Raw genomic sequence first — 15,943 nt, 5'->3', positions numbered from 1 at the left:
TACTTGTTTGAAATACAGGCGTATCAGATGAAATCACCTATTTTTTCCTTAAAATTAATTTATAACATGAAAGATTAACTTAGGTGATAAGTAATTGTGAATGTTTTTTTACAAAACGGATAAGTAATAATGTTTGGTATTATGTAAATTATTGTAATAACATAAGAGTAAAGTTAACATTTACATTCATTACTGGTTCATCAATTATGAAAAGAGTGAAATGCATCCTTTTCACATGAAGAAAGGAATATATGCATTGGGAGGTTTAAACAAATGACGAGGAAGAATACAGCGACAAACCCTTGGGCCAAATTCCATGGTCCGAACCTTGGCTATGTTATTGAACAGTATGATCGTTATATGACGAATGAAGGTTCTGTTGATCCGGAATTACAAGAGCTTTTTGAAACGTTCGGAGCTCCTACGTTCCAAGTGGATGTCGTAACAGGGGACAACAAAGAAACAAATTTTTCTCCTCAAAGTACAGGAAACATTGAAACAATTTTGAAAGCTGTGCAAGTTGTCGAGAATATCCGTTCATTCGGTCATCTATCAGCTCATATTAATCCAATGGAAGAGCCGCATGATGGACAATCTCTCATTGAGACAATGATGCGCGAATTAAACGATGCAGATTTGAAAGCGATTCCAGCAAAAACAGTATGGCCAGATGCGCCAAATGATGTTCACACAGCTCTTGATGCAATTCATAGATTAAAAGATGTGTATACAAAATCCTTAGCCTATGAATTCTCTCATATACAAGATAGCGAAGAACGTGCATGGTTGCATCAAATGGTGGAATCAAATTCCTTGCGTCAACCATTATCAGATCAAAAACGAACTGCTCTCTTAAAACGCTTAACAGCCGTTGAAGGTTTCGAGCAATTCTTGCATAAAACATTCGTTGGGCAAAAACGTTTCTCTATAGAAGGCGTTGATATGCTTGTACCTGTATTAGATGAAATGATTGCTGAAGGTGCAAAAGCTGGCGTTGAAGATGTCATGATTGGTATGGCTCACCGCGGCCGTCTAAGTGTTCTCGCTCACGTATTAGAAAAACCATATAGTCACATGTTTGCTGAGTTTAAACATGCAACGATTCAATCTGACGATAAAACGAATCATAATGCTGGCTGGACAGGAGACGTGAAATACCATTTAGGTCGCGAACAAGTTGTTGGTAATGAAACAGTTCATACACGTGTTACATTAGCAAACAACCCAAGTCACCTTGAATTCGTCAATCCTGTTGTAGAAGGCTACGCACGTGCGGCTCAAGAAAATCGTAAAAGAGCTGGTTATCCTGAGCAAGATCGTTCAAAATCTTTCGTCATTTTAGTTCATGGAGATGCCGCTTTCCCTGGTCAAGGTATTGTATCTGAAACATTGAACTTAAGCAGATTGAACGCTTATCAAACTGGTGGAACCATTCATATTATCGCAAATAATACGATTGGTTTTACAACAGATAGTTATGATTCTCGTTCTACAAGATATTCAAGTGACCTTGCAAAAGGTTTCGATATTCCAATTGTTCACGTAAATGCAGATGACCCTGAAGCTTGTCTGGCAGCTGCAAACCTTGCGATTCAATATCGCATACGTTTCAAAAAAGATATTTTAATCGATTTAATCGGTTATCGCCGCTACGGTCATAACGAGATGGATGACCCAGCTGTTACACAACCGCAAGTTTATAAGAAGATTAAAAACCATCCAACTGTCAGAGCCATTTATGCGGAACAATTGAAAATAGAAGGTGTTTTAAGCTCTGATGAAGTAGAAACAATTACGCAATTTACACAAGAGCAATTAAAAGCGGAATATGCACAAGTGCCACCTGCTGATACAAGTGAAGCAGCGGTACATGTGAAAGTTCCAGATGTAGTCGCAAGAGGTATTCAATCAATTGATACTAGTCTTCCACTGGAAACACTTCGTGCGATGAATGAAGGGCTCTTATCTTGGCCAGAAGGCTTTAACGTTTATCCGAAAGTGAAGAAAATTTTAGAACGCCGCCGAACTGCTTTAGAGAAAGGCGGTAAAGTGGAATGGGCACTTGCTGAATCATTAGCGTTTGCTTCCATTTTACAAGAAGGAACACCAATTCGTTTAACTGGTCAAGATTCACAACGTGGTACATTTGCACAACGTCATATTGTACTACATGATACAGAAACAAATGAAACATATTCACCGCTGCACCGTTTACCAAATATTAACGCATCTTTCTCTGTTCATAACAGTCCGTTATCAGAGGCTGCTGTTGTTGGTTTCGAATATGGTTATAATGTGTTTGCTCCAGAAACTCTTGTGATGTGGGAAGCGCAATACGGTGATTTCGCAAACACAGCTCAAGCATTATTTGACCAATATGTTTCATCTGGTAGAGCAAAATGGGGCCAAAAATCAGGTCTTGTTCTCCTTCTCCCACATGGTTATGAAGGGCAAGGACCAGAGCACTCTAGTGCACGACCAGAACGTTTCTTACAATTAGCTGCAGAAAATAACTGGACTGTTGCAAACTTAACAAGTGCAGCACAGTATTTCCATATCTTGCGCCGTCAAGCTTCTATTCTTGGTACAGAAGCAGTTCGTCCATTAGTGATCATGACGCCAAAAAGTTTATTGCGTCATCCGCTTACAGCTTCTACAAGTAGCGAACTAAGCGAAGGACGTTTCCAACCTGCACTAGAACAAGAAAAACTTGGTACAAAACCAACGAAAGTAAAACGCCTTATCTTTACGACTGGTAAGATGGCAATTGATTTAGCAGCTGAGATTGAATCTGGCAAACATGCGTACAATTTAGATGAACTTCATATCGTTCGCATTGAACAATTGTACCCATTCCCTGCTGAAAAAGTTCAATCCATTATAAAACGCTTTAAAAACTTAGAAGAAATCGTTTGGGTTCAAGAAGAACCTCGCAATATGGGGGCATGGCATTACATGGCGCCAATCTTATTCGAACTTGCTGGTGACAAATTGAAAACAGGATATATTGGACGCCCAGACCGCTCTAGCCCATCTGGCGGTGATCCACATGCGCACAAAGCTGAGCAAGAACTAATTGTTGCTCATGCTTTAGATATAAAATATAACTTTCGCCAAGATAAACAAGAAATAGAAGTGTATAGTAACTGAAAGAGAAAGTAATTTCTGGCCTACTGAGGTAGCGTTTCGTCTACCTCAGTAAGCTGAAAAACTTGGAGATTACCAAAAAAAGAAAACACACCGTTAGGCAAATAAGGGGAGGACATTTAAAATGATCGAAATTAAAGTACCTGAGCTTGCAGAATCTATTACAGAAGGAACTATTTCACAATGGCTAATCAACGTAGGCGACAAAGTTGAAAAAGGTGGCAGCGTTGTTGAGCTAGAAACTGATAAAGTCAATGTTGAAATCATTGCAGAAGATTCAGGTATTGTATCAAAACTATTAGGAGAACCGGGAGATACAGTTGAAATTGGCGACGTCATTGCAATTTTAGATGAAAACGGTACGGCTGCAGCAAGTACACCAGCTGCTCCAGAACAACCAAAAGAAGAAGCTACAGTAGCTCCAAAAGCTGAGGCTCCAAGTGCTGCGCCAAGTCAAACAGCATTACAAGGTCTTCCAAATACAGACCGCCCGATCGCATCACCTGCTGCCCGAAAAATGGCACGTGAATTAGGTATCGATTTAAATGAAGTGCGCAGTACGGATCCACTTGGCCGCGTGAGACCACATGATGTACAAGCACATGCTGCAGCTCCGAAAGCAGAACCAAAACAAGAAAAAACAAGTCCAAAACCAGCTGTAACAACTGAGTTTGACAAACCAGTTGAGCGTGTAAAAATGTCCCGCCGCCGTCAAACAATTGCAAAACGACTTGTTGAAGTTCAACAAACATCTGCTATGTTAACAACATTTAACGAAGTGGATATGACTGCGATTATGGAATTGCGTAAAGAACGCAAAGAAGCATTTGAGAAAAAACATGATGTTCGTCTTGGCTTCATGTCATTCTTTACAAAAGCAGTTGTTGCAGCATTAAAACAATTCCCACTATTAAATGCTGAAATTCAAGGCGATGAGCTTGTTGTTAAAAAATTCTATGACATCGGTATCGCTGTAGCTGCTCCAGATGGATTAGTTGTTCCAGTTGTACGCGATGCAGATAAATTAAACTTCGCTGAAATTGAAAGAGATATTCGTGACCTAGGTAAAAAAGCTCGCGATAATAAACTTACATTAAAAGAACTACAAGGTGGCACATTCACAATTACAAACGGCGGTGTATTCGGTTCCCTTATGTCAACACCAATTTTGAATGCTCCGCAAGTCGGTATTCTTGGAATGCACAAAATTCAAGTAAGACCAGTTGCAATTGATAATGAACGCATGGAAAACCGTCCAATGATGTACATTGCTTTATCTTATGACCATCGTATTGTCGACGGTAAAGAAGCAGTTAGCTTCCTTGTAGCAGTAAAAGAAATGCTCGAAGATCCAAAATCATTATTATTAGAAGGTTGATAGACTTTCTAGATGATAGAAACCAGATGAAAGAGGACAATCTTTCATCTGGTTTTTTATTTCGCAATCTCCATTCTTTCCGCACTCATAACGGACAATTTATTATACATACACTCATAATGTATGCCTAAACATGAGATAATTAGGAGGTAATGTAATGAGTAATTTCCCACCTTCTGCAAAGCTGAAAATGAATCAAGATACCTTTTTCCTCCCCGACCGAGACGGAGGTGTCTATTTTCGAAATAATGCCAGCTCATTTCGGATGCAAGGAGATGGCATCTACGAATGGATTGAAAAATTAATGCCGATGTTTAACGGTAAACATACACTAGAAGAACTAACGAACGGACTCCCTCTTCCTTATCAAAAGAGAGTATTTGAAATTGGTGAGCTTTTATATACAAATGGTTTTGTTCGCGACGTTAGTCAAAATGCTCCGCATCAATTAGATGATACACTTTTAGAAAGATATGCATCACAAATTGAATTTTTAGAAGCGTCGTCCCCTTCTGGCGCCTTACATTTTCAAACGTATCGGCAAGCAAACGTGTTAGCAATTGGATCTGGTCCTATGTTTATCTCACTCGTTGCTTCTTTACTAACATCTGGTTTACCTACGTTTCATTACTTAATTACAGATCGAGATGCAACAAACTTGGCGAGACTAGACGAACTCATCCAAGAAGCACAATCAGCTGATCCAGATATCGCTATTCAGGAAATCGATACGACGATAGATTGTTCCTTAGCAGAAGCTTTTGAACCTTTTGATTGGATTGTATATGTATCTCAAAATGGGAATATCGATAAACTGCGTCTACTCGATTCTATTTGCCGAAAAGAGAAGAAAAACTTTATCCCTGCTATTTATTTAGAAAAAGTCGGCTTAGTCGGTCCCATCATCACTTCTGACTGTAAGCAAAGTTGGGAATCTGCATGGCATCGCATTCATGAAACAGCTCTTCATCCAAACGAATGGGAAGGTTCCTTCTCTCCTACCGCTGGTGCGATGCTAGCAAATGTAATTGTTTTTGAGCTATTTAAAGAGATTACTGGCGCTTCAACTCGAGAAACAAACGACCAATTCTTTTTACTCGATTTAGAGACACTTGAAGGAAATTGGCATTCTTTCGTTACACATCCCCTTACAACGAGCAATTGTGTGACGTTCGAACTTTTAACAGAGATCGACGAGAAACTAGAACAAGATGCCGAGCGCAATCATTCCCATGAACTTTTTCACTTTTTTGACAAGCTAACTTCCAGAACGTCCGGTATTTTTCATATGTGGGAAGAAGATGACTTACAACAACTTCCTTTGTCACAGTGCTATATTCAAATCGCAGATCCATTATCAGAAGGACCAACAACACCCCTCCCTCCCATTATTTGTAATGGATTCACTCATGATGAAGCGCGCCGCTCAGCAGGTCTAACTGGAATTGAAACATATGTCTCCAAAATGATTGACTTTCTTCTTCCTGAGCAAGAAGAGTTTATTGGAATTGGAGCTGGAGAAACGATGACAGAAGGTATCCACCGCGCTTTTCAGCATTATTTTTCACATCAATTATGTATGAGGCAAAAAAGCAAACCGGAAGAAATGACCCCCTTAGAGCTTACTGAGATTGATGATAAACAGTGCCGCTTTTATTTCGATGCTCTTCGCATCGCATGCGAAGAGCCTACAATTGGGATGGCTGAAGATTTATATGGCTTTCCTGTCATTTGGGTTCAAGCACATCATAATTGGTACGGTAGCGCTCACTTTAATGTAACTTTGGCATTAAGAAACGCATTGCAACAAGCTCTGTTCCATTTTCAAAACGAAGAAGCTCCTTATCGGTCTCATATATTATGGGATTCTTCTATCCGTATGCTGGATAGAGAACCATGTAAAATGAAAATCCAAACAGAAGAAGCCATTCCAAGTCTTTCTACTTTGCAAAATGCTTTACAGAAATTAAAAGAACAGGACCTTTATCCATATATTCTTGATTTATCTATTGAACCATTTCTTAAAGACGGTTTAAGCGGTGTGTTCGGCGTAGTTATAAAAGAGGAGGTAGACGAATGCTAGATTTTACATTATTAATTGTCGGAGATGGCGTACTTGCTGATTATGTAGATATGCAATTGTCTGCTCACTACCCTACCATTCATCAACATACGCTAGAAGAATGTATCCCAGAGCAGACTCGTCTCGCCCTTGTACTACATGATGGCTTTCCTCTTTCCATTCATCATCAAGCGGAAGAACGATTTCGATCCGCTCATATTCCATGGCTTCGCGCCTTCACTTCATTTGGAGAAGGCATTATCGGTCCCTATGTGACACCGAATCAATCAGGATGTTCCCAATGTGCTGATGCAAGGCGGTTTACAGCTGGATTCGATCAAAAAGAGATGTGGGAATTACAACGAACATATTCTTTCCAGACAGACCAAATGACAAAGCGGGATATATGTGCAACACCAATCGGTCTGCTGCACATGTCCTATCTTATTCATGCTGAAATCGAGAACATACAGCGAGAAGAGCATACTTCCTTATCAGATGAACTCATATTCCTGAACTTACAAACGTTCCAATCTTCACGCCATCCTTTTCTTCCAGACCCTCTCTGTCCGGTATGCGGGACGGTGCCAAATGATTCTGAAGAAGCTGCTATCTTGCAAATCAAACCAAGTTTGAAAACGAACCGCGAAAGTTACCGTTGCCGCTCCATAGACGATTTAAGCATATGTTTAAAGAAAGATTATTTAAATCAGAGAACGGGACTGTTAAATAACAAAATGCAGCATTCCCTTCTGCCATTTGCTGATGTCATTGTCAATATGCCTTTAATATTAGGAAATGAAGGTGTTGCTGGACGGACACATTCATATAAAATAAGCGAAGCAACCGCAATTTTGGAAGGTTTAGAACGCTACTGTGGAATGGCTCCGCGCGGGAAACGGACAAATGTTTATGGGCGTTACCGAGACTTTGAAGATATCGCTATCAATCCTCTTACAGTTGGTGTACATACAGACGAACATTATAATCGGGATGGATTCCCATTCAAACCATTTGATCCTGATCATTCGCAAAATTGGGTATGGGGATACTCACTATTACAAAATCGCTCCGTTTTAGTTCCAGAATCACTTGCCTATTACAGCTTAGGACATAAAGATGCTTTTGTCTATGAAACTTCAAATGGATGCGCGATTGGCGGCAGTATAGAAGAAGCTATTTTCCACGGCATTTTAGAAGTGATAGAACGCGACTCTTTCTTACTCACTTGGTATGCACAATTACCATTACCGCGCATCGATCTTCGCTCTTCAGAGGATATAGAATTACAACTTATGATGGCTCGAATGCAGGCGATTACAGGCTATGAATTACATGTATTTAATGCAACAATGGAACACGGCATCCCAAGCATATGGGCAATCGCTAAAAATACGAGGAAAAGTGGTATGAATCTCGTCTGCGCAGGTGGCGCTCATATGGATCCTGTGCGCGCTGTGAAAAGTGCAATTCACGAACTAGCCGGTATGTTACTCATTATGGATGAAAATCTTGAAACAAATCGAAAAACATATGAACAATGTTTAGAAGACCCTTATCTTGTGACAAAAATGGAAGACCACAGTATGCTATATGGATTACCAGAAGCGGAAGAGCGTCTTCAGTTTTTATTGGATACTCATCAGCCGCTACAAACATTTAAAGAGATGAATCATTTAAAATCCATCAATAAAAATTTAACATCAGATTTATCCCATCTTTTAACTCGATTGCATCATGCAGGCCTTGATGTTATTGTCGTTGATCAAACTGTTCCACTCATAGAGAAAAACGGGTTATCTTGCGTAAAAGTACTAATTCCCGGTATGTTACCGATGACATTTGGTCATCATTTAACCCGTATAACCGGCCTAGAAAGAGTATTGACTGTACCGATGAAACTAGGATATGTTGATCAGTCTCTTACATTTGAACAGTTAAATCCACATCCGCATCCTTTTCCATAACCTACTCTCCCCCACCAACTTATGTTAGTGGGGGATGACGATGAAGGAGGTTCATTCGAGATGCAACTAGATACATTTCTTCATCATTTACATTTTTCGGTCGATGAAATTATGCCTCACAATCAAGAAGTAAACTGGGAAGATGCCCCGCTTCCCTATAAATTATACCGAGGGTTACCGAGTATTCCTCTTTCTCTAGAAGTCCCATTAACAGTAAGAAATCAACAGATATGTAGCAACCCTACTATTACAAACATTGGCCATTTTCTTTGGTATACATTTGGATTAACAAAGTTATGTCAACCTTCTTTTAAGCATAACGTCCATGTATTTCGAAGATTTCTCCCCTCTGGGGGAGGTTTATATCCAAACGAATTATATATCTATTTAAAGATTGAAGATTATCCACAAGGAATTTATCATTATGATGTTACGCACCATCGTCTTCTCTTACTTCGCGCTGGAAACTTTGACTCTTATCTTGAAAAATCACTTGGCGATCGCTGTGACATATCGGCATGCTTTGGCACTGTCTTTGTTTCGACAATGTTTTGGAAAAACTTCTTTAAATACAATCATTTTTCCTATCGGCTCCACAGTCTAGATACCGGTGTTCTTATCGGACAATTACTGGAGTCTTCCAAACAATTTGGCTATACAACTAGCGTATATTATCAGTTTTTAGACCGGGCGATCAATCATTTACTTGGACTTTCTGAAGAGGAAGAGAGCGTATATGCTATTATTCCTTTATCGAATGAATCTACTTGGCGCAATCCTCTAACACTACCAAACGTCACATCTAACGACTTATTGAAGCAACTCCCTATTTTACAACATGAACACTTTGTTCGTTCAAAACATGTAACTGAATATCCAATGATTCTAAAAATAAACGAAGCCTCTATGTTCGAAACAACTGAGCAATTTCGAACATTACGAAACGAAGCCGTTACTACGTATGATAAAGACAGTTTCCCACTTCCTAAAGTAGAGCAATTATCTTATGATTTTAAAACTGTTTGCCAAAAACGTTATTCACCAGAGGGCGATTTTTTCTTAAAAAAAGGGAATGTCACTGAGCTTGCTACGTTATTGCAAGAAACCGCTTCTTCTTTTTCTTACCAAAATGACATAGATAACAGCGACAAGAGTCCGAAAGCACGCGTTTCCTTATACGGCTGCTTTTCTCATATAGACGGGTTACCTAGCGGAGCGTATTCCTATAATAGCGATGCACATGCACTAGAATCCATTGCTCCTGGAGATCATCGTCATCTCCTGCATTCCAGCCTAACAATGGATAATGTCAACTTATATCAAGTTCCACTTTGCATTCATGTTATCGGCAATACAGACTATATGAAAGATCCATTTGGCTATAGAGGGTACCGCATGCAGCAAATGGAAGCTGGCATACTTGTTCAAAAGCTCCTCTTAGCTGCCACTGCAATGGGCATGGGTGGTCATCCCCTTTTAGGTTTCGATGTTAATCTTTGTGATCAATTATATAAAATGGATGGAACGCGAAAAACAACTCTCATCCAAATTCCAGTTGGCTTTTATCGACCACGCAATTGGTTAAAAGGCAATTTGCATAGCTAAAATCTGTTCGATGTACATGATAAAAGCCTTGGTACATGAAATTATATCGGCGCAACTGGTACTTTTATCAGCGATTGTACACCATATATCGGCGCAACTTTAAAAATATTGGCGATTTGACAGAGAATATCGACCGCTCGACAAATAGTGACAATCAAAAAAGCAGACGTTGTTTCGTCTGCTTTTTTCGTTAAATTAATTTAAAAATGCTCTTAATTTGTCTTGCAAATAGCCAATTCTTTGAACCACAATTATCATTTAAGCTATCTAACAAAATAGATTTTCCATTAGAAAATTTCAACTGTAATGTTGTATTTTTGTCATTTGTTTTTAAATTCACGTCTGTCATATCATCATACTTTAGTTTTTCCACTTCAATATACTCTTCTTTTGCTTGTCCAATTACAACATGATCTTGGAAGAAAAAGAAGACTTCTACTTTTTTCCCAAAGCAAAATACGTGCTTCGGATAAATTAATGTAGCATGATCAATCCCAATACATAATTCTTTTAATTCTTGAATCACTTCTCCAAAGTCTTCTTCATGTCGTTCGTTTGCTTCTTCGATCCACTCTTCTACTGTTTTTAAATTAATTGCCATTTTTAATCCTCCTGCATGAACACTAGCGCTTCTTCATTATGTAAAAATGAATACTATATGAAAATATAATCGATAAACACTATATTTTTCAAGAGTGAATCTGAAAAATAGCCATTCGATAAGAAGTATTATTTCACGCGCCGAGCTGCTTGTTGGATTGGATCCCAAACGCTATTATACGGCGGGGCATAGCTTAAATCCACATCTTCTAAGTCATGAATACTCATCTTATGAAAAAGTGCCATTGCGATTACATCAATTCGTTTATCTACACCTTCCGCTCCAATTACTTGCCCCCCAAGTAACTGTTTCGTATCTGAGCGATACAATAATTTCACATGAAGCGGCGCCGCATTCGGATAATAACCAGCGATGCTTGTCGAATCTACTTTTACCGTTTCATATGGTAAATTCAATCCGGTTGCTTCTTTTTCATTTAAACCGGTTCTTGCAAGTGTAAGTCCCATAAATTGAATGATTCCTGTACCAAGCGTTCCTTTAAATGCTCTTCGTTTATCAACCATATTTAATCCCGCAAGTCGTCCTTGTTTATTTGCAGTTGTCCCGATTGGAATATGATCTTGTATTTCTTTTATGACATGATAATGAGTCGCGCAATCTCCAGCTGCAAACACATCTTTCACATTTGTTTGCATATAAGCATTTACTTCTATCGCTCCTTTATGATTTACACGTATATTCGTTCCTGCAAGAAAATCTGTATTGGGCTTTACTCCTACTGATACTAAGACAAGATCCGTTTTATATGTCCCTTTATCTGTTTCAATTTCTTCTACTTTTTCGTTCCCTTTAAAAGCTTTCACATTTTCATTTGTTAAAATTTCAATTCCATGCTTCTCTGCTTCCTCATGTATATACTTTGCCATATCCGCATCATAAATTGTACCGACATGATTGTTTCTTTCAATCATTCGCACCGCTTTTCCAAGTTCTACAAATGTTTCCGCCATTTCAAGACCAATCGCTCCACCACCGATAATTGTCACTTGTTCCACATTTCTCTCTTGTAACGTCTCTAATATGTGATGAGCATCTGGAATCGTTTTGAGAAGGTGAATGCCTTGTAAATGAGCTCCTTTCCAATCTGGCATAACAGGTCTAACTCCTGTTGCAATTAATAAGCGATCATACTCGTATTGAAATTCCTCTTTTGTATCTGTATGTATTCCATGCACTATTTTACGTTCCGGATCAATCTTTGTTACTTCATGGTGTACTTTTGCATCAATCCCATATTTATCACGAAATGTTTTCACATCGCGCGCAATTAATTTTTCTGTAGAAGAAATTGCTCCGCTTATTACATATGGGAGTCCGCACTGGGCATAAGAATAAATTTCTCCTTTTTCTAACGTAATCACATTTGCATCTTTATCATTTCTAATAATTTGCATCGCCGCACTCATACCAGCAGCATCTCCACCAATAATTACATACTTCACCATACCACTCCTTCCTTTTACTCTACTCTTTACATTTTCCAGATTTTCTACAAATAACACCTTTTTCTTATACAAAGTATAATATTTGCTTTCTTTTTTCACCAATGTCCTGCTCTTTCCATTAAAAAAAGGTACAAGCGCACCATCGCTACTGTACCTTTCACATGAAAAAATTCATAAACCAACCAGTTAACAGATGAACGACTATTTTTATATAAGACCAAAATACAAGCCATCCTGCAATGGAAATAAGAATATTTGCGATAATTAGTGTATAAACCGGATCTAATCCACCTCGATCTAGTCTAAATATCGAAACAATAACCCCTACATTCATAAGTGTTACAGCCATTCCTAAAAATAACATGGTTAGAAAAACGGTTAAAAAGCTAAATAAAAAGGAAAGAATGAGCATCGTAACAACTGGTGTTGATACTGTTCCCCATACTCCTAACGTCTCCCAAAAAGAAAAAGATGACTGCATCAACTTACCACTTATAAAAATAATAAATCCAATAAAGAGGAAGAAAACAAGAAGAAAGAAAAAGATTTTAATAGATTCTCCTAACAATGAAGGAGGGGGTGCTTCAGGCATAAGGCTCATTGTCATCCATGTCGTCTCATTCATAATGCGATAGAAAACAAGCGTAAATAAAAAACAAATGAAAATAAGACTTGTTATTCCATTTCTCCCTTCAATGGATCCACTTTTCATAATAGCTGAAGGAGCTTTCATTGCATTTTTATAGAAATGAAAATACCCGCTTACAAATTCCTTTACTTGCTCTAGCATTTCATTGGTTCGTTTTTCCGAATTGTCATTTCTTCCCACTTGTTCTTCTGCGAGCTCGGTTAAAGCATGCCCGCAATACCCACAAAACTTTGCATGAGCGGTATTCTCCATATGACAATTTGGACATGTCATTCCATCTCCCCCTTTATATGCATGTTCTAAGCTGCTATAAGATTAATATATGTAAAGGAAGACAAAACATGCCCTAGCAATTTGTAAACAAAGTGATATGATAATAAATACTATTATAAATAGATTGGATGAACTTGATAATGAGGTGTTTTCCCTTTTCCACTCATAGACTGTATTGCTTTTCCTTTTCATACACCATAGTTTTTTAGCGGCACGGGGATCCTCTCCTCTTTGTTTAATAGAAACGTTTGTTCTTTTATAAATTACTCATTGTAAAAAAAAAATCCTCCTATGACAGAGGATTTTTTTAAGTAATTTATTAGAATATATACCAAATAAGGACCTCGATACCTACAATCAACACTGCGCCGAAAATCATGAGTGTTGTTTTCTTCAATAACTCATTTTCGCGAAACGGAATATTACATAAGTAAGCTCCAAGTGTAATCCGCGATGGACAGGCAATGGTTGCTACTGATGATGCCGTATTTTGTAGACTTGTAACATATTGCCACGGCAATCCCACGTTTTGTGCTGTTTGCATTTGCAGGTTAATAAACATCGCATTGGATCCAGCATTGCTTCCTGTTAAAAAGCCGCCAATTCCACCGATGAAAGGTGCTATAAAGACAAATAACGTTCCAAATGTATTTCCTGCTACGTCCGCTAACAAGGAATGCATTCCTGCTGCTCCCATTAGTTCTGAAATGGCAATAAACATTGTCGTTGTAATCGCAAACGGAATCCATTGTTTTACCGTTTGAAATAACGATTCTTTTATAATCGTAAATGGTACACGAAAGACAAAAATAGTAAATAAACAAGTAACACCAAGCCAAAATCCAGGGGAATATAGTAGTTCTAGTTTATAAGAGTAAGATGGTAAATGTAAAACAGCGTAAGATTGTAATGTATGATGGAAAGCAGGAACGAGGCGAGATAGTAAAATACAAACCGTTAAAAAGAGATACGGACTCATAATCTTAACAATGGAAGGCTCTCGCTCTATCGTTGCTGCATGTTCTGATAACATTCCACTCTCTTGTTTCGCGGTCATTTTTATTATAACTAAACTAAATGCAATCGTTACAATTGAACTTAAAATACCAGCTAACTCGACACTTACATATGCATTTGAAAGATAAATAGAAATAGAAAACAAGAGAAAAAAGCCGAATCCTTCTTTCCATTTTTGTTTCACTGCTTGCCATCCGCCAACGACATATAAAGAAAGAATAATAAAGTATGCAAAGAAAGGAATACTTAACAATGCTGTGCTAGTTCCAAACTGAACGAGCGGCATATGAACAAGCTGTGCTCCAATAATGGTTCCCGTTGCCATCGCTCCCCATGAACTTGCTAGTAAGCCGATAAACGATAATAAAACAGCTTGAAACGGCTTATAACCAAGCGAAAGAAAAATAGGTGCCGCTACCATAAAACCGATACCAAATCCACTTACTGATTCAATAAGCGGACAAATTCCAAAGCACATCAGTAACATTTGTAACAAACGATCTTTTGTCACTTGTTTCATAAACTTTGCCGCTTGATCGATATACCCCATTTTGTTCATGAGGTGAAATAAAAGAATACCAAAAAACAAAACATATCCGACGATAAAACAAATTAATCCACCCTTAATCGTTGCATGCACCACTTCTCCGATTTGCAGACGAAACATCGGTGTTAATAACACGATGCCCGTACATATAGCATAAGAAATTAGCGATGCTTTTAATGATGTTTGTTTAAACAGAAATAAACAAATAAAAATCATCAGAATCGGAATAAGGGCTAGTAATACATCCATACCATCATCTCATTTCTTATAAAATACAATTGTAACTATTATATAACAGATGTCGGAATATTCAATTCTTCGAGCAGTAAATTTTCTAAAGAGGCTCCTAAGCAGGTAGCCTCTTTTGTCATTATATATCGTTTGGTCGATATTCTTTGTCGAAACGCCGTTATTTTTAAAGTTGCGCCGATATATAGTGCGCAATCACCGATAACTATTTTCATTTAGGTGATTTAACTGCACCAATAAGTTTGCTAATTTCATCGTGCTGTTCCATTTCTAATAGTTCAATCATTTTACTTCCTACTACAACTCCATCACAGACAGTCATCATTTCCTTAATATGCTTCGTTGTTGAAATTCCAAATCCCGCAACTACCGGGAGATGAACATGTGCCTTTACTGTTTCCAAGTAACGATACATATCTTGTTGGAAATCCCGTCTAGCTCCTGTCACGCCTGCTACTGTTACGGCATATACGAAGCCTTGCGATTCCCGCGTAATCTTTTTTATTCGCTCAGCTGAGCTCGTTACTGTAACAAGCGGAATGAGCGCGATATTCGCATCGTGAAGGAGCGGTGCAATGATTGATTGTTCTTCATACGGTAAATCAGGAATGATGATTCCATCGATACCAGCTTTCAGACATTTTTTAATAAAGCGTTCTTTTCCAAATGCCAATATGGGATTGAAATATGTCATAAGTACAAATGGAATCTTTACGTGTTCTCTTACTTCCGCTAATGCTTGAAGAATGCCTTCAAGCGTTACACCACCATCTAATGCTCGTTTTCCAGCTCGTTGTATTGTCGGTCCATCGGCGACTGGATCGGAAAACGGGATACCGATTTCCACCATGCTTGCTTCTGCTTTGTCTAAAAAACGAAGTCGCTCTTTTAATACGTCTAAGCCGCCGTCCCCGCCCATTATATACGGAATAAATGCTTTCTTTCCCTGTTCAAATGCGAATTGAATGTTTTCTACTCCCAT

General features: G+C 38.4%; 10 protein-coding genes and 1 pseudogene. 5 read left to right on the top strand and 6 right to left on the bottom strand.

From position 1 onward, the window contains the following. Positions 1-273 precede the first annotated feature (273 nt). From MR058_RS02100 to MR058_RS02080, 5 genes are all read left to right on the top strand, one after another. A complete protein-coding gene (locus MR058_RS02100) occupies positions 274-3,150 on the top strand; it encodes a 2-oxoglutarate dehydrogenase E1 component (protein ID WP_242142401.1) in 2,877 nt (958 codons plus the stop codon). Between the two features lie 121 nt (positions 3,151-3,271). Further along, complete coding sequence (gene odhB / locus MR058_RS02095) at positions 3,272-4,525, top strand: 2-oxoglutarate dehydrogenase complex dihydrolipoyllysine-residue succinyltransferase (protein WP_242142399.1); 1,254 nt, start codon at positions 3,272-3,274, stop codon at positions 4,523-4,525. 157 nt (positions 4,526-4,682) lie between these two features. Next, positions 4,683-6,608 carry a putative thiazole-containing bacteriocin maturation protein gene (locus MR058_RS02090; RefSeq protein ID WP_242142398.1) on the top strand — a complete coding sequence of 642 codons (1,926 nt, stop codon included), beginning with the start codon at positions 4,683-4,685 and terminating at the stop codon, positions 6,606-6,608. Further along, complete coding sequence (locus tag MR058_RS02085) at positions 6,602-8,554, top strand: TOMM precursor leader peptide-binding protein (protein ID WP_242142395.1); 1,953 nt, start codon at positions 6,602-6,604, stop codon at positions 8,552-8,554. The genes MR058_RS02090 and MR058_RS02085 overlap by 7 nt, the downstream gene beginning before the upstream one ends. A gap of 60 nt (positions 8,555-8,614) precedes the next feature. Beyond that, complete coding sequence (locus MR058_RS02080) at positions 8,615-10,159, top strand: SagB family peptide dehydrogenase (RefSeq protein WP_242142393.1); 1,545 nt, start codon at positions 8,615-8,617, stop codon at positions 10,157-10,159. 190 nt (positions 10,160-10,349) lie between these two features. Here the strand turns inward: MR058_RS02080 and MR058_RS02075 are convergent, their stop codons facing one another. From MR058_RS02075 to trpA, 6 genes and pseudogenes are all read right to left on the bottom strand, one after another. Beyond that, a complete protein-coding gene (locus MR058_RS02075) occupies positions 10,350-10,760 on the bottom strand; it encodes a DUF3908 family protein (RefSeq protein ID WP_242142391.1) in 411 nt (136 codons plus the stop codon). A 128-nt stretch (positions 10,761-10,888) separates the two neighbouring features. Continuing rightward, positions 10,889-12,223 carry an FAD-dependent oxidoreductase gene (locus MR058_RS02070; protein WP_242142389.1) on the bottom strand — a complete coding sequence of 445 codons (1,335 nt, stop codon included), beginning with the start codon at positions 12,221-12,223 and terminating at the stop codon, positions 10,889-10,891. A gap of 160 nt (positions 12,224-12,383) precedes the next feature. After that, positions 12,384-13,148, bottom strand: a complete 765-nt coding sequence (locus MR058_RS02065; protein WP_242142388.1) for a zinc ribbon domain-containing protein — start codon at positions 13,146-13,148, stop codon at positions 12,384-12,386. A gap of 128 nt (positions 13,149-13,276) precedes the next feature. Further along, positions 13,277-13,363, bottom strand: a pseudogene (locus MR058_RS02060) (DUF2278 domain-containing protein); the annotation flags it as partial. A 104-nt stretch (positions 13,364-13,467) separates the two neighbouring features. Beyond that, positions 13,468-14,961, bottom strand: coding sequence for an L-lactate permease (locus tag MR058_RS02055; RefSeq protein WP_242142386.1), 1,494 nt, complete (start codon positions 14,959-14,961; stop codon positions 13,468-13,470). A gap of 211 nt (positions 14,962-15,172) precedes the next feature. After that, complete coding sequence (trpA, locus tag MR058_RS02050; RefSeq protein ID WP_242142384.1) at positions 15,173-15,943, bottom strand: tryptophan synthase subunit alpha; 771 nt, start codon at positions 15,941-15,943, stop codon at positions 15,173-15,175.

This window comes from Bacillus cereus group sp. BfR-BA-01430 (assembly GCF_022663115.1).
GTDB lineage: Bacteria > Bacillota > Bacilli > Bacillales > Bacillaceae_G > Bacillus_A > Bacillus_A cereus_BD.
The sequence above is the reverse complement of the archived record's forward strand: the minus strand, read 5'-3'. Positions and strand labels throughout refer to the sequence as shown.

Coding starts and splice junctions, on each gene's coding strand:
- MR058_RS02065 (WP_242142388.1), bottom strand. CDS start 13,148: ATGACATGTCCAAATTGTCATATGGAGAATACCGCTCATGCAAAGTTT.
- MR058_RS02075 (WP_242142391.1), bottom strand. CDS start 10,760: ATGGCAATTAATTTAAAAACAGTAGAAGAGTGGATCGAAGAAGCAAAC.
- trpA (WP_242142384.1), bottom strand. CDS start 15,943: ATGGGAGTAGAAAACATTCAATTCGCATTTGAACAGGGAAAGAAAGCA.
- MR058_RS02085 (WP_242142395.1), top strand. CDS start 6,602: ATGCTAGATTTTACATTATTAATTGTCGGAGATGGCGTACTTGCTGAT.
- odhB (WP_242142399.1), top strand. CDS start 3,272: ATGATCGAAATTAAAGTACCTGAGCTTGCAGAATCTATTACAGAAGGA.
- MR058_RS02080 (WP_242142393.1), top strand. CDS start 8,615: ATGCAACTAGATACATTTCTTCATCATTTACATTTTTCGGTCGATGAA.
- MR058_RS02100 (WP_242142401.1), top strand. CDS start 274: ATGACGAGGAAGAATACAGCGACAAACCCTTGGGCCAAATTCCATGGT.
- MR058_RS02055 (WP_242142386.1), bottom strand. CDS start 14,961: ATGGATGTATTACTAGCCCTTATTCCGATTCTGATGATTTTTATTTGT.
- MR058_RS02090 (WP_242142398.1), top strand. CDS start 4,683: ATGAGTAATTTCCCACCTTCTGCAAAGCTGAAAATGAATCAAGATACC.